The sequence below is a fragment of the Aquabacterium sp. genome (genome assembly GCF_021768455.1).
GTDB lineage: Bacteria > Pseudomonadota > Gammaproteobacteria > Burkholderiales > Burkholderiaceae_C > Aquabacterium.
On the sequence record NZ_JAIZVX010000064.1, the window covers coordinates 1 to 22,504 of the forward strand.

General features: G+C 69.0%; 26 protein-coding genes. 10 read left to right on the top strand and 16 right to left on the bottom strand.

The genetic code is table 11. The features are described 5' to 3' along the window. The 7 genes from QZ994_RS10120 to QZ994_RS10150 form a co-directional block, all read right to left on the bottom strand. The coding region (locus QZ994_RS10120; RefSeq protein ID WP_290871305.1) for an SDR family oxidoreductase at positions 1-646 on the bottom strand (646 nt) is incomplete at its 3' end. 46 nt (positions 647-692) lie between these two features. Beyond that, on the bottom strand, positions 693-1,283 hold the full coding sequence (locus tag QZ994_RS10125; RefSeq protein WP_290871306.1) for a DUF3833 domain-containing protein: 591 nt from the start codon (positions 1,281-1,283) through the stop codon (positions 693-695). Positions 1,284-1,314: 31 nt separating this feature from the next. Continuing rightward, positions 1,315-2,583, bottom strand: a complete 1,269-nt coding sequence (locus QZ994_RS10130; RefSeq protein WP_290871307.1) for an MFS transporter — start codon at positions 2,581-2,583, stop codon at positions 1,315-1,317. A gap of 9 nt (positions 2,584-2,592) precedes the next feature. Further along, complete coding sequence (locus QZ994_RS10135; RefSeq protein ID WP_290871308.1) at positions 2,593-3,858, bottom strand: cyclopropane-fatty-acyl-phospholipid synthase family protein; 1,266 nt, start codon at positions 3,856-3,858, stop codon at positions 2,593-2,595. Continuing rightward, a complete protein-coding gene (locus QZ994_RS10140) occupies positions 3,855-4,673 on the bottom strand; it encodes a DUF1365 domain-containing protein (protein ID WP_290871309.1) in 819 nt (272 codons plus the stop codon). Before QZ994_RS10140 ends, QZ994_RS10135 begins: the two co-directional genes overlap by 4 nt. Then, positions 4,670-6,106 carry an FAD-dependent oxidoreductase gene (locus QZ994_RS10145; protein WP_290871310.1) on the bottom strand — a complete coding sequence of 479 codons (1,437 nt, stop codon included), beginning with the start codon at positions 6,104-6,106 and terminating at the stop codon, positions 4,670-4,672. Before QZ994_RS10145 ends, QZ994_RS10140 begins: the two co-directional genes overlap by 4 nt. 135 nt (positions 6,107-6,241) lie before the next feature. Next, positions 6,242-6,871, bottom strand: coding sequence for a glutathione peroxidase (locus tag QZ994_RS10150; RefSeq protein ID WP_290871311.1), 630 nt, complete (start codon positions 6,869-6,871; stop codon positions 6,242-6,244). Positions 6,872-7,036: 165 nt separating this feature from the next. On the opposite strand from QZ994_RS10150, the gene QZ994_RS10155 reads away from it, so the two are divergent. Together QZ994_RS10155 and QZ994_RS10160 are read left to right on the top strand one after the other, a co-directional pair. Next, positions 7,037-8,137, top strand: coding sequence for a MerR family transcriptional regulator (locus QZ994_RS10155; RefSeq protein WP_290871312.1), 1,101 nt, complete (start codon positions 7,037-7,039; stop codon positions 8,135-8,137). A gap of 1 nt (position 8,138) precedes the next feature. Next, complete coding sequence (locus tag QZ994_RS10160; protein ID WP_290871313.1) at positions 8,139-8,525, top strand: YkvA family protein; 387 nt, start codon at positions 8,139-8,141, stop codon at positions 8,523-8,525. 15 nt (positions 8,526-8,540) lie between these two features. On the opposite strand, the gene QZ994_RS10165 is transcribed toward QZ994_RS10160, so the two are convergent. Next, positions 8,541-9,305 (bottom strand): anti-sigma factor, encoded by a 765-nt coding sequence (locus tag QZ994_RS10165; protein ID WP_290871314.1) that lies wholly within the window; start codon positions 9,303-9,305, stop codon positions 8,541-8,543. After that, complete coding sequence (locus QZ994_RS10170; protein ID WP_290871315.1) at positions 9,302-9,889, bottom strand: sigma-70 family RNA polymerase sigma factor; 588 nt, start codon at positions 9,887-9,889, stop codon at positions 9,302-9,304. The genes QZ994_RS10165 and QZ994_RS10170 overlap by 4 nt, the downstream gene beginning before the upstream one ends. Before the next feature lie 100 nt (positions 9,890-9,989). On the opposite strand from QZ994_RS10170, the gene QZ994_RS10175 reads away from it, so the two are divergent. Beyond that, the gene (locus QZ994_RS10175) at positions 9,990-10,796 is read left to right on the top strand and encodes a zinc-dependent peptidase (RefSeq protein ID WP_290871316.1); all 807 of its coding nucleotides are present in this window, start codon (positions 9,990-9,992) and stop codon (positions 10,794-10,796) included. Between the two features lie 30 nt (positions 10,797-10,826). Here the strand turns inward: QZ994_RS10175 and QZ994_RS10180 are convergent, their stop codons facing one another. Beyond that, positions 10,827-11,795: an aldo/keto reductase family oxidoreductase gene (locus tag QZ994_RS10180; protein WP_290871317.1), complete on the bottom strand. Its 969-nt coding sequence runs from the start codon at positions 11,793-11,795 to the stop codon at positions 10,827-10,829. A gap of 175 nt (positions 11,796-11,970) precedes the next feature. On the opposite strand from QZ994_RS10180, the gene QZ994_RS10185 reads away from it, so the two are divergent. Then, positions 11,971-12,996, top strand: coding sequence for a diguanylate cyclase (locus QZ994_RS10185; RefSeq protein WP_290871318.1), 1,026 nt, complete (start codon positions 11,971-11,973; stop codon positions 12,994-12,996). On the opposite strand, the gene QZ994_RS10190 is transcribed toward QZ994_RS10185, so the two are convergent. Together QZ994_RS10190 and QZ994_RS10195 are read right to left on the bottom strand one after the other, a co-directional pair. Continuing rightward, positions 12,980-13,681, bottom strand: a complete 702-nt coding sequence (locus QZ994_RS10190) for a TetR/AcrR family transcriptional regulator (protein ID WP_290871319.1) — start codon at positions 13,679-13,681, stop codon at positions 12,980-12,982. The two genes, QZ994_RS10185 and QZ994_RS10190, sit on opposite strands and share 17 nt — an antisense overlap. 6 nt (positions 13,682-13,687) lie before the next feature. Further along, a complete protein-coding gene (locus QZ994_RS10195; protein WP_290871320.1) occupies positions 13,688-14,140 on the bottom strand; it encodes a MerR family DNA-binding transcriptional regulator in 453 nt (150 codons plus the stop codon). A 197-nt stretch (positions 14,141-14,337) separates the two neighbouring features. Here QZ994_RS10195 and QZ994_RS10200 point away from each other — a divergent pair, with 197 nt between their 5' ends. Next, positions 14,338-15,408, top strand: a complete 1,071-nt coding sequence (locus QZ994_RS10200) for a GGDEF domain-containing protein (RefSeq protein WP_290871321.1) — start codon at positions 14,338-14,340, stop codon at positions 15,406-15,408. Positions 15,409-15,483: 75 nt separating this feature from the next. On the opposite strand, the gene QZ994_RS10205 is transcribed toward QZ994_RS10200, so the two are convergent. From QZ994_RS10205 to QZ994_RS10220, 4 genes are read right to left on the bottom strand one after another with little or no spacing between them, the layout of a single operon-like run. Beyond that, on the bottom strand, positions 15,484-16,941 hold the full coding sequence (locus QZ994_RS10205; RefSeq protein WP_290871322.1) for an NAD(P)(+) transhydrogenase (Re/Si-specific) subunit beta: 1,458 nt from the start codon (positions 16,939-16,941) through the stop codon (positions 15,484-15,486). After that, positions 16,942-17,259 carry an NAD(P) transhydrogenase subunit alpha gene (locus tag QZ994_RS10210; protein ID WP_290871323.1) on the bottom strand — a complete coding sequence of 106 codons (318 nt, stop codon included), beginning with the start codon at positions 17,257-17,259 and terminating at the stop codon, positions 16,942-16,944. A gap of 30 nt (positions 17,260-17,289) precedes the next feature. Beyond that, positions 17,290-17,655, bottom strand: coding sequence for an aspartate 1-decarboxylase (gene panD, locus QZ994_RS10215; RefSeq protein ID WP_290871324.1), 366 nt, complete (start codon positions 17,653-17,655; stop codon positions 17,290-17,292). Between the two features lie 43 nt (positions 17,656-17,698). Beyond that, entirely contained in the window at positions 17,699-18,814 is a 1,116-nt protein-coding gene (locus QZ994_RS10220) for a Re/Si-specific NAD(P)(+) transhydrogenase subunit alpha (protein ID WP_290871325.1), read from the bottom strand. A 335-nt stretch (positions 18,815-19,149) separates the two neighbouring features. On the opposite strand from QZ994_RS10220, the gene QZ994_RS10225 reads away from it, so the two are divergent. The 5 genes from QZ994_RS10225 to QZ994_RS10245 form a co-directional block, all read left to right on the top strand. Continuing rightward, positions 19,150-19,740, top strand: a complete 591-nt coding sequence (locus QZ994_RS10225; protein ID WP_290871326.1) for an NUDIX hydrolase — start codon at positions 19,150-19,152, stop codon at positions 19,738-19,740. Positions 19,741-19,843: 103 nt separating this feature from the next. Then, positions 19,844-20,980, top strand: coding sequence for a tRNA 2-thiouridine(34) synthase MnmA (gene mnmA, locus QZ994_RS10230; protein ID WP_290871327.1), 1,137 nt, complete (start codon positions 19,844-19,846; stop codon positions 20,978-20,980). A 6-nt stretch (positions 20,981-20,986) separates the two neighbouring features. Continuing rightward, on the top strand, positions 20,987-21,442 hold the full coding sequence (locus QZ994_RS10235; RefSeq protein ID WP_290871328.1) for a putative toxin-antitoxin system toxin component, PIN family: 456 nt from the start codon (positions 20,987-20,989) through the stop codon (positions 21,440-21,442). Beyond that, a complete protein-coding gene (locus QZ994_RS10240) occupies positions 21,439-22,011 on the top strand; it encodes a hypothetical protein (RefSeq protein WP_290871329.1) in 573 nt (190 codons plus the stop codon). The genes QZ994_RS10235 and QZ994_RS10240 overlap by 4 nt, the downstream gene beginning before the upstream one ends. An 81-nt stretch (positions 22,012-22,092) precedes the next feature. Next, positions 22,093-22,504, top strand: a 412-nt coding sequence (locus QZ994_RS10245) for a PaaI family thioesterase (RefSeq protein WP_290871330.1), incomplete at its 3' end; no start/stop codon positions are given.

Here is a 22,504-nt window from a genome sequence, read left to right on the forward strand (position 1 = left end):
CGGCGTGGGCCTGGGCGGCGGTGATCAGGGCCGGCATGGTGAAGTCGTTGCCAGCGGTCATCGGGGTCTCGACGAAACCGGGGTTGACCACCGACACGCCGATGCCATCGGACTGCAGATCGAGGTGGAGCACCTCGGCCAGGTTCTGCAGGGCCGCCTTGGTCGGGCCATAGGCCAGGGCCTTGGGCAGCCCCCGGTAGCCGGCCACGCTGGCGACCAGGCTGAGGTGGCCGCCCTGCTGTCGCTTGAGCACCGGCAGCACCACATCCAGCAGGCGCAGCGCCCCTTCCTGGTTCACCTGCAGGTGCTGCAAGGCCACCTTCAGGTCGAAGTCCTGGGCGCGCATGGGCTGGTAATGGCCCGCGCAGTACACCACCATGTCCAGCCGGCCATGGGGCGACCAGGCCATGAGCTGTCGGCCCGCCTCGGCCAGGCCGGCGGAATCGGTCACGTCCAGCGGCAAGGCGAGGCTGCCGGGGTGGTGCGCCACGAAATCGTTCAGGGCAGGCGCCTGACGGGCCGACACGGCCACCGCGGCGCCACGGGCGTGCAGCAAATGGGCGGTGGCACGGCCGATGCCGGTCGATGCCCCCACCAGCCAGACGGTACGGCCAGCCCAGTTCGTGACGCGGGGGTTCAGTGACATGGTGTGCTTTCGCGGTGGCGCAGGTGGGAAGGAAGACGAGGCCCGTTCAGGGCTTGTGGAAGGACAAGGTGACCTCCCCGAGGGTGAAGCCGAACTTGCTCATCACGGCCTTGTTGAGCAAGGTGTGACCGTCCATGAGGTACATCCAGTCATTGAACTGCACCTCGTAGACCGTGCCGTCGACCGGCAGCTTCAGCGTGTAGTGCCAGTTCAGCGAGTTGCCGGCCGAGACGCCCGTGGCCTGGCCCAGCACGTCGTCGGCCTCGCCGGTGTAGCGACCGCCTCCCAGGTGCGTGAGACGCCAGACCCGGCGCTGCGTGCTGCCATCGCTGTAGACAAAGTCTTCTTCGAGCACGCCCTTCTCACCCTGCCAGGTGCCCACCAGCTTGACGGTGAAGCGCTTGACCACCTTGCCCGCGCGGTCGGTGAAGATGCCGTGGGCCGTGAGCGGGCCGTTGAAGTACTGGCGCAGGTCGAGCGTGGGCTGCTCCTGTGCGTAATCGGCCGGGGTGGGCGCCGAAGCACAGCCCGTGAAGCCCAGGGCGGCGAGCAGGGCGGCGCCACACAAGGCACGGCGCAGGACAGGGCGACCAGATCGAACAAGGCCGCCGCGGCGGGCTGGGGTGAGGTGGTTCATGGAGGCGTCCTTCAAGGTCATCGGCCAGAGATCAGGCCAGGGCGGGGTGGCGGCGCCAGCGCCAGCACAAGGCCAGCGCGGCCAGCTTGACGACACAGGGCAGCCCCCCGTATGCCAGGGTCAGGGCCCAGAGGGCCTCGGGGTCGCGGCTGCCCGGGGCATAGCCCAGGGCCTGCAGTGCCGGCAACGCGAGCCCGGCGGCCAGGGCCAGGTTGAGCTTGGTCGCCCATTGCCACCAGCCGGCGTAAGCACCTTCGGCCCGGCCACCGTGGCCGGCGCGCTGCACCACCCCGGCCAGCAGGGTGCCTGGCACGGTGAGGTCGGCACCCAGGGCCACGCCACTGGCGAGGCAGATGAGCAGGAAGCCCGTGGTGTCGCCCGGGCCCAGACCCAGCACACCCACGAAGGCCGCGGTGGCCAGGCCCATGCCCAGGGCCCAGCAGCGCATGGGGCCGATGCGGGCGATGCCGCGCAACCACAGGGGCACGCTGGCCGCACCCACCAGGAAGTAGGCGGCTAGGCACAGCGGCGCCCAGGCTGGGGCCTGCAGCCGGTCGTTGACGAAAAACAGCACGAGGGTGGCCGGGATGGCGCTCGCAATGCCGTTGAGCAGGAAGAGCGTGATCAGGCGGCGAAAGCCCTGGGTGCGCCACGGCAAGGTCAGGGAAGGGATCACAGGCTCAACCGATGAGCCTGATGCACCGGCTGCGGACCAGGGCGCGGGCCCGGTCAGGAGGGCCGCCACGCCCAGCAGCAGGCTCAGGGCCAGCACCGCCGTGGTCCAGACCAGACCGGCCTGGACGGCCAGCACATTGGCCAGCACCACGCCCACCAGGCCGGCGCCTTCGCGCCAGGCCACCAGCCGCGCACGCTGCGCCGCGTCACCACCCAGGCGTGTGCCCCAGGCCAGGTGCAGCACGCTGGCCAGGCTGTAGGCCAGGAAGGTCCAGACCAGGGTGACGGTGCACCATGCCAGCAGCGGCCAGGTGCCCTGCACCGGGGGGAAAAACAGGGCGCCAAAGCCCAGGCCCAAGGCCGTGGCCGCACCGACTGCCGCGAAGCGCGCCGAGCGCGCACCGGCCAGCAGGCGGTCGACCCAGCGGCCCAGCAGCGGGTCGATCAGGGCATCGGCCAGGCGGGTGAGCAGCAACACCGCGCCCAGCAGGCCCAGCGGCACGCCCAGCACCTGCCCATAGTGCTGGGGCAGCACCACGTACAGCGGCATGGCCACAAAGGCCAGGGGCAGGCCAAGCAGGCCGTAGCGGGCACTGAGGGGGTGGGCCAGCAGCGCAGGCGCCATGGTGCCAACTCAGCCCGGCTTGCGCAGGGTGTACTGCACGACGTTGGTGTTGCCCATGTCGAAGGCGGCTTCGCAGTAGGCCAGGTAGAACTCCCAGATGCGCTGGAAGCGCTCGTCAAAGCCCAGGCGCTGCACGGCGTGGATGTGGCGGTGGAAGTCGGCACGCCAGCGGCGCAGGGTCTCGGCGTAGTCCGGCCCGAAGGCCAGGCTGTTGACCACCTCCAGGCCGGCCTTGGCCGCCTCGGCCTTGAAGGCGGCGTCGCTGGGCAGCAGGCCGCCAGGGAAGATGTACTGCTGGATGAAGTCGGTGGACTTGACGTAGCGGTCGAAGAGGTCGTCGCGGATGGTGATGGTCTGCAGACAGGCCTTGCCGCCGGGCTTCAGGCAGCGCTGCAGGGTGGTGAAGTAGCCCCCCCAGTACTCGCGGCCCACGGCCTCGAACATCTCGATGGAGACGATGGCATCGAAGGGTTCATCGGCGATGTCGCGGTAGTCCTGCAGGCGCAGGTCGGCCCAGGCCGAGAGGTTGGCGCGGGCCATGCGGTCGCGGGCCCATTGCAGTTGCTCGGTTGACAGCGTCACGCCCGTGACGTGGGCGCCATGTTCGCGTGCGGCGATTTCGGCCAGACCACCCCAGCCGCAGCCGATCTCCAGCACGCGCTGGCCCGGCTGATCGGCCGTCACACCGGCCTCGTTCAGCGCGCGCTTGACCTTGGCACGCTGGGCCTCGACCATGGGCTTGCTCAGGTCGCCTTCGAACCAGGCGCTGGAGTAGCTCATCGTCTGATCCAGCCAGAGCCTGTAGAAATCGTTGCCCAGGTCATAGTGGGCCTGGATGTTCTTGCGGCTGTTGGCCTTGGAGTTGTGGTTGAGCAGGTGTTTGAGCCGGTAGACCAGGCGGCCCCACCAGCTGCCATACACGGCTTGCTCGATGACCTCGCGGTTGGCGATCAGCAGGGTGAGCAGGGCGGTGAGGTCCGGGGTGGACCAGTCGCCATCGATGTAGCCCTCGGCAAAGCCGATGTCACCCGATTTCATGGCGGCGCCAAACACCTTCCAGTTGTGCAGGCGCAGCCCCGCGCGGGGGGCGCCATCGCCCGAATGGGCCACCTGACCGAAGTGGGCGGTGCTGCCATCGGGAAACTGCAGGTCGAGCGAGCCCACCCGCAGGCGCTGCAGCAGGGCCAGGCCCATGCGCGCCGAGGCGGGTGCGCCTTGCGGCAGGTTGAAGTCGGCGGGCGAGGCAGAGGTGGCCATGGGGGTGGTGCGGTTCATGGTGTGTTCGGGCCTGGTGTGCCGGTGACGAAGTGCGCGGGCGCTTCGGGCTTGCGGTGGAAGGGCACGCGCTTGAGCCAGAGCTTCAAGGCCTGCCAGTGGATGCGGGCGACGACGCCAAAGCTCATCAGTGGCCAGCCCCAGATGGCCCGGCGCACGCTCGCAGCGGTCAGGGGCTGCAGGGCACCGCTGAGCGCGGTCTGGATCAGGGGGCCGTGGTCGTCGTCGTGGTCGACGCGGGCGATGAGGCGGTCGACGGTGCGCATGAAGCGGAAGCGGTAGCCGCCCTCCAGTGCGCAAAAGGGCGACACGTGCATGACCTTGCGGGCCTGCAGTTCTCGGCCCCAGCCAAGTTCGGGGCCTTGCAGCAGGTAGCAATGGCGCTCGCCAAAGGTGTTGTTGACCTCGGCCAGCACGGCGTGCAGGCGACCATCGGGCCGGTGCACGTACCAGAAGCTCACGGGCTTGAAGACGTAGCCCAGCACGCGTGGGTAGGTCTGCAGCCAGACCTCACCCTGGGCCAGTTCTTCGGTCCAGGCGCCTTCGGCGCGCAGCAGGCCATCGAGCCAGGCCAGGGCATCCGGGCCGCCCTCGCCGTGGTCGGCATCGGCAAAGCTCAGCCAGCCACGGGCATTGCGGCGCACGGCGGGCTCAGGCTGTCGGGCCAGGGCGCGCATCGGCAAGAGCCAGAAATAACCGGGGTAGGTGAAGGCGTGGCGCGCCGGCTTGAGCCGCACGTGGCGCACCTGCCCAAAGCCGATCAGGGCACGCGGGGCGCCCGAGGCCGGTTGGGGCGAGGCGGCCGCGGCGCTCATGCGGCACGCTCCGTGGCGGCTGTGGCCGAGGTCTTCGCCTGGGCACCGGGTGTGGCCCGGGCGAGGTAGCGGCTGGCCAGCTCGGCCGCATCCTCGGGCAGGCTGACGCCATCGCGGACCATGAGGCCACCGGCCGCCGCCAGGCCGGATTTGAGGCCGTCTTCGTGGAAGCCGTAGCCCGTCCAGGCACCGGCAAACCAGACGCGGCGCTGACCCTGGATGCCCGGCAGCGCGGCCTGGGCCTGGATGGCGGCCTGGTCGAAGACGGGATGGGCGTAGTCGAACTCGGCGATCACCGTGTCGGGACGAGGCTCGCGCAGAGGGTTGAGCGAGACCACCACGTTCTGCTGCCAGGGCAAAGGCTGCAGGCGGTTGATCAGGTAGTGCAGGCAGACGCCGTGGCCCTCACGCTCGAGGGTGGGCGCACGTTCGTAGTTCCAGGCGGCCCAGGCGCGGGGGTTGCGGGGCAGGAGGCCGGTGTCGGTGTGCAGCACGGCACGGTTGCGGTGGTAGCCGATGGCCCCGAGCACGCGGCGTTCGGCGTCGGTGGCACCCGCCCCCAGCATGGCCAGGGCCTGGTCGGAGTGACAGGCCAGCACGACCTCGTCGAAACGCTCGGCGCCGCGCTCGCTGTGCACCATGACGCCGGCCTCGCCATCGTCGCCCAGCGGGATCACGCGCTGCACGGGGGTGTTGAGGTGCACGTCGGCCAGGCGCTCGACGATGCGCCACACGTACTCGCGCGAGCCGCCCGCCACCGTGTACCACTGCGGCCGGTTCGTGACCTGGAGCAGGCCATGGTTGTGACAGAAGCGGATCAGGGTGGCGATGGGAAAGCGCATCATCTGCTGCACGGGGCAGGACCAGATGCAGGCCACCATGGGCAGGAGGTAGCCTTCCTGAAAGGCCTCGCTGAAACCCTGGGCCGCGAGGAAGTCGCCAATGGGCTGCTGCAGGGCGGCCTCTTCACCGCGCTCGGCCAGCTGGGTGCACAGGCGGTTGAAGCGCAACAGGTCGGAGAGCATGCGCCAGAAAGCGGGGGAGACGATGTTGCCGCGCTGTGCAAACACCGTGTCGAGCGAGGAACCGCACCACTCCAGCCCCGGGCGCAAACCGGCCAGGCCCTGGGCCTGATCGGGGATCTGCACCGAGAACGACATGTCGGACTTGGCCGTGGGCACGCCCAGGTCGGCGAACAGCTGGATCAGGTGCGGGTAGGTGCGCTCGTTGAACACCAGGAAGCCGGTGTCCACACCGTGGGTGAGCGGCTGCCCGTCGGGCCCGGGCAGGGTGACGTCCACCGTGTTGGCGTGGCCGCCGAAGTAGGCGCCGGCTTCAAAGAGCGTGACGGCCCGGTCGCCCGGGGTGTGGCTGAGGCGGTGGGCGGCGCCCAGACCGGCCACGCCGGCCCCGATCACTGCGATGCGTTTCATGTGCGACCCCATGGGCGCGACAGCGCCGAGTCATTAAATTACCGATTGGTCGCACTATAACCAATTGGTCACGAATTGCGTCAGTTTGCCCGATGGGCTTGTTGACGGCAGGGGCAAAAACCCGGGGCGCCCGGTTCAGGGCTTGGCGGCCAGGCGCTTTTCGACCTCGGCGAGGAAGTCGCGGTCGTCCGGGGAGGTCATGGAGCTGAAGGCGCTGACGCTGCGGCCGTCACGCCCCACCAGGTACTTGTAGAAGTTCCACTTCGGGGTGGTTCCCGTGGCCTTGATCAGCTCGGCGTGCAGGGGGTTGACCTCGTCGCCGCGCACATGGCTCTTGGCGAACATCGGGAACTTCACGCCGAAGGTGTTGGCGCAGAACTCGGCGATCTCCTTGCCCGAGCCCGGTTCCTGGTTGCCAAAGTCGTTGGAGGGGAAGCCCAGCACGACCAGGCCCTTGTCCTTGTACTTGCTGTAGAGCGCTTCCAGGCCCTTGTACTGGCCGGTGAAGCCACAGTAGCTGGCGGTGTTGACCACCAGCACCACCTGGCCGCTGTACTGGCACAGGGATTGGGGCTTTTCGTCCTGCAGGCGGGGGAAGGTCTTGTTCAGCAACCCGGTGCAGGTCGCAACGCCTGAGGCCCCACCAGCCGTGGACGGGGCCGTCGGGGTGGTGGCGGCCTGGGCCGACAAAACCGGGGCGCCCAGCAGGGCCGCGACCAGGGGCCACAGGCGCCACGTTTGCTGTTTTGTACAGAACTTGTCCATAAACGCCTCTTTTGTCTTGGTCAGATCGGTTTTGTCGACCTATATTAGCCACATCGCAGCACAACGGCAATGTGTTGTCCTGGGCAAAAATCCGATCCGGCGCACTGGCCTGATCGGCTGTCTTTCCCTGTACGCCGCCCGCCGGACTTTGGATGCACAACGATGATGAACCGACCTCTGATGATGTCGATCGCCGCCGTGGAGCGGGACACCGGCCTGAGCAAAGACACCTTGCGGGTGTGGGAAAGGCGCTATGGCTTCCCGGTGCCCGTGCGCGACGGCCAGGGTGAACGCTGCTACCCGCTGGACCAGATCGAGCGCCTGCGCGTGATCAAGCGCCTGCTCGACGTCGGCCACCGCCCCGGGCGGGTGGTGGAGTTGCCGATGGACGACCTGATGTCCCTGGCCGAACGCAGTGCCGACGCCCAGGGGCTGGGCCTGAAGGTGGCGCGCAAACGGGCCGCCCCAGCCGGCAACGGACAGGCGGCACCCGCCACCGAGGGCCGCTCGCCCCTGGCGGACGACCTCGACTGGCCCGACGGCCTGCCAGGGCAACGCGCCGCCTTCGGAGCGCCCCCCGACTGGCCCGAGAGCAGCGCCGACCCGGCCGCCTCCCCCTGGGTGGCCGCCTGCCTGGAGCGTGTCGACGCGCACGACCCCATTGGCCTGCGCCAGCGGCTGAACCACGCACTCACGACGCTGGGCCTGGCCACCTTCATCACCGACGTGACCGCGCCCCTGCTGCGGGCCATGGGGGAAGGATGGCTGCGGGGCCGCTTCCAGGTCACGCAAGAGCACTGGGTGAGCCACCAGCTCAAGCACGCGCTGCACACGGCCATCCACCGGCTGCCGGTGCCCGCGCCTGGCCAGGCCCCGAGGGTGCTGCTGAGCACCTTCCCGGGGGAGCCCCACGGCATGGGCCTGCTGATGGTGGAGGGCTGGCTGACGATGCTGCAGGCCCAGCCCCTGAACCTGGGCCCGCAAACCCCGCTGTGGGACCTGGTGCAGGCCAGCCAGCAGCACCAGGTCGACGTGGTGGCCATCGGTTTCACGGCCAACTCGCCCTCGACCATGGTGCTCGACACCCTGGCAGACCTGCGCGCCAAGCTGCCACCGCAGGTGGCCGTGTGGGCCGGCGGCCAGCACCCGCTGCTGCAGCGCCGCCCGCCCGACGGGGTGAAGGTGATCGACAGCATGACGGGCCTGAGCGAGGCCGTGCAAGCATGGCGACGCCAGGCCGGCCGCCCAGGACAGGACCGGGCCTGACATGAGCCTGATGAGCACCCTGCGCACCTGGGCGCGCGGCCTCAAGCGCGAAGTCGCGGCCCTGTACTTCGCCGCACGCGATCCACGCACCCCGCGGGGCGTGCGCATCCTGGCCTTTCTGGTTGTGGCCTATGCGCTCAGCCCGATCGACCTCATCCCGGACTTCATCCCGGTGCTCGGCTACCTCGACGACCTGATCCTGGTGCCCCTGGGCATCTGGCTGGTGGTGCGGCTGCTGCCGCACGAGGTGCTGCACGAAGCCCGACGGCGTGCGGACGCGTTGACCGCCAAGCTGCCCAAGGTGCTGCTGGCCGGCCTCGTCATCGTGCTGATCTGGCTGGCCAGCGCCATCGCCCTGGCCTGGTGGCTGTGGCAGCGCCTGGCCTGAAGCCCGCCGATCGGCTCAGATCGCCACCGATCGGCCCACGAACACGATGGGGCCGGTGGGTTTGCCGATGGGCGAGCCGCCCGCGGGCTCCAGCGTGAGTTCGAACAGCTGCTGGGCGCCCACCGCAGGCAGGCGGCTGGCCGGCAGGGTCACGGCCTCGCCCACGCGGACCAGGCCCAAGGAGGTCGGGCCGCTGGCGCCCTGAGGCTTGGTCCAGAACTGCAGGGTCTTGCCCTCGGGCACGGCGGGCGTGGCGCCCACGGGCAGCAGGCGCACCTGCCCGCCCGCCACGGCCTCCACGATCCAGCCAGTGCCGCCGCCCCCGGGCGCTTCCAGCAATGTGAGGTAACGCGTCCCGCCCTGTTGGGCCTGGCTGCCGCCGCTTTGCTCACCTCGCCAGGTCTGCACGCCCAACAAGACCGCCAGGGTCACCGAAGCGGCCACGGCCAGGCCACTGGTGGCCTGCCAGAAGCGCAGGCTGCGCCAACTGGGGTCGTTGGCGGCCTGCGGCGCGGGTGCCGAGACGGACGCGGCCGGCCGGGCCGAGCTGCCCTCACCGATGCGCCCGGCAATGCGGGGCCACAACTCGGGGCGCACCGCCATGGGCGTCAGGCGCGCCGTGAGGCCCAGCAGGTGATCCTGCCAGGCGTAGACCTCGGCCAGCAAGGCCGGATCCGTGGGCAGGCGGGCGTCCATGGCCGCGCGTTCGCGGGCGTTCAGGGTGCCCAGCACGTACTCGCCGGCGTGGGCGCAGCGTTCCTTGGCGTCGTCGAAGTTCATGTGAGGCATTCCTTGAGTGCCAGCAGGCCACGGCGGATCCACGACTTCACCGTGCCGACGGGCTTGCCGCGGCGCAGGGCGATCTGTTCATGGGTGTAGCCTTCGATGAAGGCGTCGACCACGCACTGGCGCTTGGGGTCGTCGAGCTGGGCCAGGCAGAACTGCAGGGCCTCGTCGTCGTGGTCGGTTTCGGTGTGGGCGTCCTGGGCCGCCTGGTTGTAGAGCACGCGCTCGGCCAGGGTCTCGAAATCGTCGCCCATGGCGTCTTCCGGGCGCTGGCGGCGCACCTCGTCGAGCGCCCGGTGGCGCACCACGGTGTAGACCCAGCCGCGCCCCGACCCCAGCGCGCGCTGGTAGCTGCCGGCCTTCTGCCAGATCTGCAGGAAGGCCTCCTGCAGCACGTCGTGGGCCAGGTCGCGGTCGCGCACGATGCGCATGGCCACGGCCAGCAACCAGCGCGACTCTCGCTCGTACAGGGCCTTGAGCGCAAAGCGCTCGCCCCGCGCACAGGCCTCCACGGCCGATTCGTAATCGAAATCACCCGGCGGCGCGGCCGGGGTCTGGACGGTGGAGGGTGGTGGCATGGTGGGCAGGCAAAACAGGGTCGACGTGATGGACTACGTCGCCAGGTTCACGCCGGATGCAAAACCCTTCGACAATCCAGGTCTTCTCCTCGCCCTCGCCATGCCTTCCTTGCTCCTGGCCCTGCCCCTCCTCGTCATCGCCCTGCTGCTGGGGCAACCCGCCTGGCGCGCATGGCGCCAACGCCAGCTGGCCACCCAGCCCTTTCCGGCGTTCTGGCGCCGGGTGCTGCAACGCCGCATGCCCCTGTTCCGCCGCCTGCCGCCCGACCTGCAACAGCACCTGCGCCAGCGCATGCAGGCCTTCCTGGCCGAAAAGGCCTTCATTGGCTGCCGCGGCCTGGAGGTGACCGAAGAGATGCGCGTGCTGATTGCCGCCCAGGCCTGCCTGCTGGTGCTGCAGCGCCCCTTGAGCGAGCTAGACCGCGTGCGCCAGATCCTGGTCTACCCCGGTGCCTTCGTGGTCCGGCGCCGCCACACGGATGCCGCCGGCGTGGTCAGCGAGGCCAACGAGGCCCTGAGCGGCGAGTCCTGGCACGAAGGCCAGGTCATCCTCTCCTGGGACGACACCCTGGCCAGTGCCGCCGAACCGCACGATGGCTACAACGTGGTGGTGCACGAGTTCGCCCACCAGCTCGACGACGCCCTGGGCCTGAGCACCGACCTGGAGGCCGAAGCCCCCAGTGGCGACTGGGCCCGCACCGTGGGCGCCGCCTGGCGCGAGCTGGTCGAGGCCGTGGACCGCGGCGAAGCGCCCTTCCTCGACCCCTATGGCGCCACCGCCCCGGAAGAATTCGTGGCCGTGGTCAGCGAAGCGTTTTTCGAGCAGGGACCCGAACTGGCCCAGGCCCACCCGGCGCTCTACGAGGCCTTCAGCCGGCTCTACCGCCTCAGCCCCCACGTGTGGTGAAGGGCCGGTGGCGCCTGGGCTACCAGATGCTCAGGGCACCTCGTGGCCCATGGCCGCCTGCCAGACCTCGTACCAATCCTGCCGGTCCAGCGGCACATCCAGGGCCTTCACGGCCTCCTGCAGCGCCTCGGTGCGACCCGAGCCGGTGATGGGCAGGGGCCGACTCGGGTGGCGCAGCACCCAGGCGTAGGCCAGGGTCGCCACCGACACCCCTCGCTCTGCCGCCAGGCGAGCCAGCACCGTCTGCACACGGACCAGGCGGGCATCGGCCTCGGCCTCAGCACCCCGACCGCTCAGGCGCGCCAGCAGGCCCGCGCCACCGCCCGGCTGCGCAAACAGGCGCCCCCCGGCCAGAGGCGACCAGGCCATGGGCCGCGTGCCCAGGTCCAGGGCCTGGTCCAGCGTGCCGTCATGCAAGGCCGATAGCTGCAGGGGCGAGAGCTCGACCTGGTTCGTCACCAGCGGCACGCGCCGGTGCAGCAGGGCGAACTGAGAAGGCGTGTGGTTCGACACCCCGAAATGCAGCACCTTGCCCTCGGCGCGCAAGGCCAGAAAAGCCTCTGCCAGCTCGTCGGGGTCCATCAGCGCATCGGGGCGGTGCACCAGCAGCAGGTCCAGGTGGTCGGTGCGCAGGTTCTGCAGCGAGCGCTCGACCGATGCCCGCACGTGCGCCGCCGAGGTGTCGTAATGCTTGAGCCGGTTGCCGGGCCGCTGGGCCGACACCAGCCGGATGCCGCACTTGCTCACCAGCTGCAGGCGCGCACGCAGGCCTGGCGCCTGGGCCAGGGCCTCGCCAAACAGCGCCTCGCACTGGTGGTCGCCGTAGATGTCGGCGTGGTCGAAGCTGCTGATGCCCAGGTCGAGCGCCGCCTCGATCCAGCGCAGGCGCTCGACCGGCCCCATGCCCCATTGCGCCATGCGCCACACACCCGCCACGATGCGGGACAGCGCGGGCCCACCAGGGGCGATGGGTTCCAGGGGCACGGCAGGCAGGGTCATGGACAGTCTCTCATGGGCAGAAGGAGGAGGTCGGGCGCAGGGGCTGGGCAAGCGCCACCGCAGGCGCGACACTGTGCACCAGAAACGGATTTTCTGCCCGCCCCCTCAGACGGAGGGCTTCATGCCCGGCCCGCGCCGGCCGATAAGCCAGGCAGCAGTAAGAAAGACGAGACCCATGCCCAAGACCGCCATGGCCAGTCCCCTGACTGAAGCCGAATCTGCCCGCCTCGGGGCCCTGCACGAGCGCCACATCCTCGACACCCCGCCCGACGCGGCCTTCGACGCCCTGGCCCGCCTCGCCGCCCGCCTGTGCGACACCCCCATCGCCTTCATCGGCCTGCTCGACCTCGATCGCCTCTGGCTCAAGGCCGCCCATGGCCTGGGCGTGAGCGAATGGCCGCGCAGTGCCACCCTGGCCGATGCCACCGCCAGCGCGCCCGAGGGCCTGCTGTGCATCGGCGACCTGGCCGACGATCCCGCCTGGTCCACCCACCCGTTGCGACAGGCCCAGCCCGACTGGCGCTTCTACGCCAGCGTGGCCCTCACCGACGAGGCCGGCCGCTGCCTGGGCACTCTGGCCGTGGCCCAAGCCGAATCGCGCGAGCTCAGCGCCGAGCAGACCCTGGCCCTGCGCGACGTGGCCCTGCTGGCCAGCCGCGCCATCGAGGCCCACGCCCAACAGCGTGCCCTGGCCCGCCAGGCCATCACCGATCCGCTCACCGGCCTGTCCAACCGCGCCCACTTCGACCAGGCCCTGCAGATCGAACTGGCCCACGCCATGCGCCGCGGCGAGCCCTTCACCCTGCTGGTAATGGACCTGGACGGCTTCAAGGAAGTGAACGACGGGTTCGGCCATGCCGCCGGCGTCGAGGTGCTGCGCGAGGTCGCCCGCCGCATCCGCCAGGAGGTCCGCATCGGTGACGTCGTGGCGCGCTTTGGCGTCGACGAGTTCGGCATCGTCATGCGCCATGGCGACGACAAGGACGCCCAGGTGCTGGCCCGGCGCGTGATCAAGTCCGTGGCCCAGCCCATCCACCTCAGCAGCGGCGACGACGTCGGCGTGGGCGTCTCGGTGGGCATGGCCGCCTACACCGACGAGGTCGACAGCGTGGGCACCCTGCTGAAACAGGCCGATCAGGCCCTCTTCGACACCAAGCGCCAGAACGAGAAGCGCTGGAAGATGTTCATGGGCATCCGCTGAGCGGCGCAGCCCCCTTCAGATAGGCCCACACCGCCTGCTCGGCCGCGGCCTGCAAGGCCTGCCGCGCAAACGGCAGTGCGGCCCCTTGCGCCAGGCCATTGACCGTGTGCAGCGCCACCCAGGCGGCCAGGTCGAGGTCAAGACCGCGCTCGGTGCCGCCAAGGGCCAGCTGATCCCGGTGTGCGGCCAGCAGGCGCCGCCAGCGCAGCCACAAGAGGCCGGGCGCCTGGGCCTCGTCCCCGCTCAGGCGGGCATCGGCCACCACGAAAAAAGGCCCCAGGGCCAGCAACTCGGCATGCAGCACGGGCGCGATGGCATGGGCCTCGAACTGCCCGGCCACCAGGGCCTGCACGGCCTCGGCCAGGTTGGCGGGCGCGACCGCATCCCAGCGGGCGGCCACGGCCTTCAGCATGGCCTGCAGGTGGCGCGCACGCAGGGCCGCGACCAGGGCGGCCTTGTCCGGGAAGTACTGGTAGATCGCCCCCACGCTGACCCCGGCCCGTTCGGCCACCGCATTGGTGCTCAGGGCGGCCAGGCCGCGTTCGGTGATCAGCTCGGCGCAGGCCGTCAGGGCCATCTCGACCAGGCGGCGCGAGCGCGACTGGCGCGGCGCGCGGCGCACCGGCGCCACCACCATCGCCGTTGCGGCCTCTGCCGCGGGCGAGTCCATCAGGGAAAGGTCCATGCCGGCTCACTGCCCCTGGCGCTTGGCCGCCAAGGTCTGGCGGCTGCGCTCGTTCATGGCACGCAGTTCGGCCAGGGAGGCATCGATCTGGGCCCGCTTGGCCTCCAGTTCGGCGATCGCGGCATCCGTGCGCTCGATCACATAGGCGAGCTGCTGCAGGCGGCCCTCGCCATGCTCGCCGTACATGTCGAGGTAATGCTTGATCTCGGCCAGCGAGGAGCCCAGGGACTTGGCGCGCAGGATGCGGGCCAGGCGGGCGCAGTCTTCGCGGCCATAGACACGCGTGCCGTTGAGGCGACACGGCGCCAGCAGGCCCTTGGTCTCGTAGAAGCGCAACGCCCGCGGCGAGACCTCGTAGGCCGCACACACCTCGGCGATGCCCATGAGCGCATCGGCCTGTGCGGCGTCTTCAGGTGGCACGGCCGGGGCTTGCGGCGTGGGAGGGGCGGTGGCGGTCACGCGGGATCCCGGGGATGAGGCCTGACAGGCCGAGGTCAAGGTGGCAACAAAACAGGTCGGGCCCCCTCAGGGGCCCTTTGACGTGGCGCATTATAGGGATCGCACCCTGCAGCCCCCTGCCGCGCCCTCCCCCCGCAGGGGTGGGCTGCCCCAAGGTGGTACAGCCAGCCAGCCGGACGCTGCTAAGCTGGCCGTGCATGCAGACCGGCCACCCCTTCAACGACCAGATCAAGCCGATCCGGGCCATCGGCCAGGGCGCCTACCGCACCCTCCTGACGATCGGCGGCGTCCTGGCTGCACTCGTCCACCTTGCGTTTGCCCTGCTGTTCTGGCAGGACGGCGTGCCCTCGCTGGCCCGGTTCAACGTGGCCAGCGTGCTGGTCTACCTGCTGGCCCTGCGCCTGATCCAGCGTCGCCATGTCGGCGTGGCCCTGAGCATCATGGGTGCCGAAATCATGGCCCACGCCATCGCCGCCGTCGTCGTCGTGGGCTGGGACAGTGGCTTTCACTACTACCTGCTGGTGGTCATCCCCGTGATCCTGACCAACCAGCGCGCCCGGTGGCCCGTGAAGATCGCCGCGGTCCTGTGCTTCAGCACGGTCTACCTGGGGCTGGACTGGTTCTGCCACCGCGCCCTGCCTCTGCAACCGATCGCGCCCCAGCTGCTGCGCCAGCTCCACCTCTTCAACCTCGCGGCCACGCTCTTTGTGCTCAGCGCCCTGACCATCGCCTACGTGCGCCTGATCAACGCCGCAGAACGCCGCCTGCACGAGCTGGCCACCACCGACAGCCTGACCGGCCTGATGAACCGCCGCAGCCTGCTCGAGGCCCTGGACCGAGACCAAGCGATCCGCCAGCGCCAACCCCACCCCATCAGCCTGATCCTGGTCGACATCGACCACTTCAAGCCCCTCAACGACACCCACGGCCATGCCATGGGCGACTGGGCCTTGCAGGGCGTGGCCCAGGCCCTGCAACAAGGCGTGCGCGACATGGACCTGGTGGCCCGCTGGGGTGGCGAAGAGTTCCTCATCGTCCTGCCCTTTGCCGACACCGCCGCCGCCCTGCCTGTGGCGGAGCGCCTGCGCGAAGCCATTGCCGCCCTGCGCCTGAGCCAGACCGCCGAAGGCGAGGGCCTGCACCTCACCGCCACCCTGGGCCTGGCCGAGCTGCGCCCTGACGAACCCCATGACCAGGGCATCCGGCGCGCCGACGAGGCCCTCTACCGCGGCAAGCGCGAAGGCCGCAACCGCGTGGTGCTCGGCTGAAGCGCCCCATCCAGCCCCATGAAAAAAGCCCGGCACACGGCCGGGCTGGTGGTCGGGTTCAGCAAGCCTGGCGGCTCACTCCACGGCCTTGACCATGTCTTCCACGACCTTCTTGGCGTCGCCAAAGACCATCATGGTCTTGTCCATGTAGAACAGTTCGTTGTCCAGGCCGGCATAACCGCTGGCCATCGAACGCTTGTTCACGATCACGGTCTTGGCCTTGTACGCCTCGAGGATGGGCATGCCATAGATCGGGCTGCCCTTCACGTGCGCAGCGGGGTTCACCACGTCGTTGGCACCCAGGATGATGGCCACGTCGGCCTGGCCGAACTCGCCGTTGATGTCTTCCATCTCGAAGACCTGGTCGTAAGGCACCTCGGCCTCGGCCAGCAGCACGTTCATGTGACCGGGCATGCGACCCGCCACCGGGTGGATGGCGTACTTCACGGTGATGCCCTTCTCGGTCAGCTTGGCGGCCAGCTCCTTCACGGCGTGCTGGGCACGGGCCACGGCCAGGCCGTAACCGGGCACGATCACCACGGTCTCGGCGTTGCCCAGCACGAAGGCGGCGTCGTCGGCCGAGCCACTCTTCACCGGGCGCTGCTGCTGGGCACCACCCGAGGCCCCGGCGGCGCCAGCGTCACCGCCAAAGCCACCCAGGATCACGTTGAAGAAGGAGCGGTTCATCGCCTTGCACATGATGTACGAGAGGATGGCGCCCGAGCTGCCCACCAGCGAACCCGCGATGATCAGCATGGAGTTGTTGAGCGAGAAGCCGATGCCGGCCGCCGCCCAGCCCGAGTAGCTGTTAAGCATCGACACCACCACCGGCATGTCGGCGCCGCCAATGGGGATGATGATCAGCACGCCGAGCACGAAGCTCAAAGCGATCACGGCAAAGAAGGCTTCCAGGCTTTGGGTGGCCATGAAGACACCGATCAGGGCCAGCAGGGCCAGGCCCAGCACCAGGTTCAGCATGTGCTGGCCGGCGAAGTTCACCGGCGCGCCCTGGAAGAGGCGGAACTTGTACTTGCCGCTGAGCTTGCCGAAGGCAATAACCGAGCCCGAGAAGGTGATGGCACCGATGGCCGCGCCCAGGGCGAGCTCCAGGCGGTTGCCCACCGGGATCTGCGCGATGGCGTCGCCCACGGGCTTGGCCACGATCTGGAAGGCATAAGGCTCGGCCACCACCGCCACGGCGATGAAGACCGCGGCCAGGCCGATCATGCTGTGCATGAAGGCCACCAGCTCGGGCATCTTGGTCATCTCGACGCGCTTGGCCATGATGGCACCCGCGCCGCCGCCCACGACCAGGGCCGCGAGCACGTAGCCCAGACCGGCACCGAAATCGATGTTCAGCGCCGTGGCCTGACCGTGGATCAGGCCCACCGTGGTCAGCACCGCGATGGTCATGCCCAGCATGCCGAAGAAGTTGCCACGGATGGAAGTCGTCGGGTGGCTCAGGCCCTTGAGGGCCTGGATGAAGCACACCGAGGCGAACAGGTACAGCAGGGTGATGAGGTTCATGCTCATTTACTTGGCCCCTGCTTTCTTGTCCTTCTTCTTGAACATCTCCAGCATCCGGCGCGTGACCAGGAAGCCGCCGAAGACGTTCACCGCCGCAAGCGCCACCGCCAGCACGCCCATGGTCTTGCCCAGGGGCGTGACCGTGAGGGCCGCAGCCAGCATCGCGCCCACGATGACGATGGCCGACACGGCGTTCGTCACGGCCATCAGGGGCGTGTGCAAGGCGGGGGTCACCGTCCAGACCACGTGGTAGCCAACATAGATGGCGAGCACGAAGATGGTCAGGTTGGTGACGACGTGGCTGATAGGCTCAAGCGCTTCCATCGTGTTGTCTCCTGGGGATGTCAAAAAGGCTCAGTCGAACTTGCGGATTTCTTTGATCGCATTGCGTTCGTCCAGCAGCACCACCTTGGGCTTGTAACTGCCGACTTCCGCTTCGTTCATGGGGGCGTAGGTGCAGATGATCAGCAGATCGCCCACGTGCGCGCGGCGGGCAGCGGCACCGTTGAGGGAAATCGTGCCGGAGCCACGCGGCGCCTTGATGATGTAGGTGGCAAAGCGCTCGCCGTTGTTGACGTTGTAGAGCTCGATGTATTCGAACTCCTTCATGTCGGCGGCGTCCATCAGGTCTTCGTCGATGCCACAGGAGCCTTCGTAGTCCAGGATGGCTTCGGTGACGGTGGCGCGGTGCAGCTTGGCACGCAGCATGACGCGTTGCATGGTCTTTTTCTCCTCAGGGGTACTGCTTCAAACAGGGTCGGGCTCAGGCGCGCAGCACCTGGCCATCGCGGGTCATCAGACAGGCCTTGACGATGTCGTCTTCCAGATCGACATGGAACTGGCCTTCCTTGTTGATGACCAGCTTCAGAAAGTCGATCACGTTGCGGGCATAGAGCGCGGAGGCATCGGCGGCCACCAGCGCAGGCAGGTTGGTCTCGCCCACCAGGGTCACACCGTGCTTGACCACGGTGCGGTTGGCTTCGGTCAGGGGACAGTTGCCCCCCTGCGCTGCGGCCAGGTCGACGATGACCGAACCGGGCTTCATCGCCTTGACCATGTCTTCCGTGACCAGCACGGGCGCAGCGCGGCCGGGGATCAGGGCCGTGGTGATGACGATGTCGGCGGCGGCGACGCGCTTGGCCACCTCGGCCTTCTGACGGTCCAGCCAGGACTGGGGCATGGGGCGGGCGTAACCGCCCACGCCTTCGGCCGCATCCTTTTCTTCGGCCGTTTCATACGGCACGTCGATGAACTTGGCTCCCAGCGACTCGACCTGCTCCTTCACCGAGGGGCGCACGTCGGAGGCTTCGATCACCGCGCCCAGGCGCTTGGCCGTGGCAATGGCCTGCAGACCGGCCACGCCCACGCCCAGGATCACCACGCGGGCGGCCTTGACGGTGCCGGCGGCGGTCATGAGCATGGGGAAGATGCGCTGGTACTTGTCGGCCGCGATCATCACGGCCTTGTAGCCGGCCAGGTTGGCCTGCGACGAGAGCACGTCCATGCTCTGGGCACGGGTGGTGCGCGGCGCGGCTTCCAGCGCGAAGCTGGTGAGCTGCGTGGCGGCCATGGCCTGCAGACCGTCCTTGTCGAAGGGGTTGAGCATGCCCACGAGCACGGTGCCCGGCTTCATCAGGACGCGCTCGTTCTCGAAGGGCGAGCGCACCTTCAACACCATCTCGGCCCCGAAGGCGCCCACCACATCGGTGATCTCGGCGCCGGCGGCCACATAGGCCTCGTCGGTCACGCTGGCGGCCACACCGGCCCCCGACTGCACCAGCAGCGTGTGGCCCTGGGCCTTCAATTTCTTGACGGTCTCGGGGGTCACGGCCACACGGGTCTCGCCCGTCGTGGTCTCCAGGGGAACGCCAATGCGCATACAAGTCTCCTACGGATGGGGCTGCTGGCTGGGCCAGTCAATCGTGAATACTGCCTAATCAATCAGCATACACAACTATTGCAGCGATTCTGTGATGTGACGGACCTCCGGGCAGGCGTGGGAAAGTGGCCACTTTGCCGCAACCACCATATCTGACCAGAATTGTTTTCACATTATCGGGCTGGCCATGCCACTTGCTGGGGCACCCTGGCACCAAGGGGGTGCCAAGGGCCCCAAGCAGGGGTTGATTCCAGACGACACGCCCTCCTTTTCTGGTCGGAGATGCCGAGAAACACCACCGTTTTGTCATGCCCTTGCCGGATAATGCTGCCTCCATGAAGACCGCCGACATTCTGGAAGCTGCCGTGGAAGACACCGAGGACGACACCGGGGAACGCGCCCCTTCGGCCGAGGTTCGCCAGGCGCCCCCCGCGCGCTGGAAGCCCAACGTGACCGTGGCGGCCGTGATCGAGCGCGACGGTCGTTTCCTGCTGGTCGAAGAAGACACCTCCGACGGTCTGCTGCTGAACAACCCGGCCGGCCACCTCGACCCGGGCGAATCTCCCGTCGAGGGCTGCATCCGCGAAACCCTGGAAGAGACCGCCCGCGTGTTCACACCCGAGGGCTTCCTGGGCATGTACATGTCGCGCTTCCGCCGCACGCGCACCGGTGAAGACATCACCTACCTGCGCCTGGCCTTCTGCGGCTCGGTTTCGGAAGCCGACCCCAGCCTGGAGCTCGACGAGGGCATCGTCGGCACCGTCTGGCTCACGGCCGACGAGATCCGCGCCCGCCCCGAGCGCCTGCGCAGCCCCCTGGTGCTGGAGTGCATCGAGAGCTACCTGGCCGGTCAGCGTTATCCTCTGTCGATCCTGACCGTGCACGACAGCGTTTTCAGCGCGCCGGCCCTGCGCCGCGAGGCCTGATTCCCGCCCAGCCTGCCGGCCTCCGTTTCACCCCGCAGCCGCTTCCGAGCGGCTGTTGCCATTGCCTCTCCCTTTTTTTCAGGCGCCCCTGGTGCCCCCCGTCATGACTCAGAAACAGCGTGTGGTCGTCGGCCTCAGCGGCGGCGTCGATTCGGCCGTCAGCGCCTGGCTGCTCAAGCAGCAGGGCCACGAGGTCATCGGCATCTTCATGAAGAACTGGGAAGACGATGACGACAGCGAGTACTGCTCCAGCCGCCAGGACTTCCTGGACGCGGCCTCGGTGGCCGACGTGATCGGCATCGAGATCGAGCACGTCAACTTCGCGGCCGATTACAAGGACCGCGTCTTCGCCGAATTCCTGCGCGAATACCAGGCCGGCCGCACGCCCAACCCCGATGTGCTGTGCAACGCCGAGATCAAGTTCAAGGCCTTCCTGGACCACGCCATGCGCCTGGGCGCCGAGAAGATCGCCACCGGGCATTACGCCCGCGTGCGCGAGGTGGGGGCGCTGGGCGAATTGGGCGGCCAGGGGCACTTCCAGCTGCTCAAGGGCCTGGACCCGTTGAAGGACCAGAGCTATTTCCTGCACCGCCTGAACCAGGCGCAGCTGAGCAAGACCCTGTTCCCCGTGGGCGAGTTGCCCAAGACGGAGGTGCGCCGCATCGCCGCCGAAATCAACTTGCCCAACGCCAAGAAGAAGGATTCCACCGGCATCTGCTTCATCGGTGAGCGGCCCTTCCGCGAGTTCCTCAACCGTTACCTGAGCAACACGCCCGGCCCCATCAAGGACGACCGGGGCCGCAAGCTGGGCGAACACGTGGGCCTGAGCTTCTACACCCTGGGCCAGCGCAAGGGCATCGGCATCGGGGGCGTGAAGGACAAGGGCGCACCGCGCGGCGCGGGCGAACACGAGCCCTGGTTCGTCGCGCGCAAGGACATGGCCGCGAACACGCTCTACGTCGTGCAGGGCCACGATCACCCCTGGCTGCAGCAGCACCACCTGGTCGCCCAGGACCTGAGCTGGGTGGCCGGCACCGGCCCGGCCGTGGGCGCAGAAGGCATCGCCGCCAAGAGCCGCTACCGCCAGGCCGATGCGCCCTGCGCGGTCACGGCCAGCAGCGCCACCGAGGTGGCCCTGCACTTCCCGCAGGCGCAGTTCGCGGTCACGCCGGGCCAGTCGGCCGTGCTCTACCAGGGCGAGGTGTGCCTGGGCGGCGGCGTGATCGGCTCGGCCAGCTGAACGGGCATGAGCGACGCGCCCACCCCCATCGTCATCCTGGACACCAACGCCCTGCTGGACTGGCGGGTGTTCAAGGACCCCGCCGCCCTGCCCCTGGCGCAAGCCCTGGACGAGGGACGGCTGCGCTGGCTGGCCAGCCCGGCCATGGCCACCGAATGGGGCCATGTGTGGCCGCGCAGCGTGTTTGCCCGCTGGCTGCCCGACCCGGCCCTGACCACCACCGTCTACGCCCACGCCGAGATGGTCGACGAGCCCCCGCGCGGCCCGCTGCGCTGCAAGGACCCGGACGACCAGGTCTTCATCGACCTGGCCCTGCACGCCGGCGCCACCTGGCTGTTCACGAAAGACGCCGCCCTGCTCAAGCTGGCCGGCCGCGCCCGCCAGCGCACCGGCCTGCGCGTGCTCAGCCTGCAGACCTGGGTGGACAAGCTGGGCGCCCCCCTGCGGCCGGAGGCCCCATGAACACGCGGTTGCGCCCGCTGGCCGCGCTGGGCCTGCTTGTCGCCCTGATCCTGAGCGGCTGCGCCAGCCTGCTGGGCCCACGCACGGTCGAGGTCCCGAAAGAAGAACTGGTCGCCAAGCTGGGCAAGCGCTTCCCGGTCACGCAGCGGGTGATGAACATGCTGGACGTGAGCGCCAGCGCACCCAGCCTGACGCTGATGCCCGAGGCCAACCGCGTGGGCCTGACCATCCCCGTGACCGCCAAGGACCTGCTGATGGGACACGATCACCAGGGCCGCGTGGCCCTGAGCTTCGGCCTGCGCTACGAGCCCAAGGACCTGAGCATCCGCCTCACGGGCGTGAAGGTGGAGCAGGTGACCGTCGACGGCCTGCCCGAGCTGTACCAGAAGGGCCTGACCCGGCTGGGCGCGGCCATGGCCGAAAGCCGCCTGCAGGACCAGGTGGTGCACCACTTCAAGCCCGAGGACCTGCGCAGCGCCGACCGCATGGGCTACGAGGTGGGCGAGATCCGGGTGACGGCCACGGGCCTGGCCATCGGCCTGCAGCCTCGACGCGAGAAAGCCCCCTGAAGCCGGGGTGGTCCGGCCGCTTTTGTGGACAATGCGTGCTTGACGCTTACGTCAAGCAGACTGAACGCACCGGATTCCACCATGAGCATCTTTGCTGGCGACAGCCGCCGCGCCTGGGTCGACGCCTTCATCCAGGGCATCCCGTATGCCCGTGCATCGGGCATGGCCCTGACCGAGATCGGCGAAGGGCGCGCCAGCCTGCTGCTGCCGGCCCGCGCCACCTGGACGGGTGACGCCGAACGCCGCCTGATCCACCCGGGCTGCCTGAGCGTGCTGGCCGACACCGCCTGCGGCATCGCCGTGGGCGCGGCCCTGGAGGCCCTGGAGCCCTTCGCGACGCTCGACCTGCGCATGGACTACCTGCGCCCCGCCGTGGCCGAAACCGACCTGGTCTGCCAGGCCGAATGTCACCGCCTTTCGCGCAGCGTGGCCTTTGTGCGCGGCGAGCTCTTCCAGCCCGGCCAGGCCGAGCCCGTGGCCACGGTGAACGCCA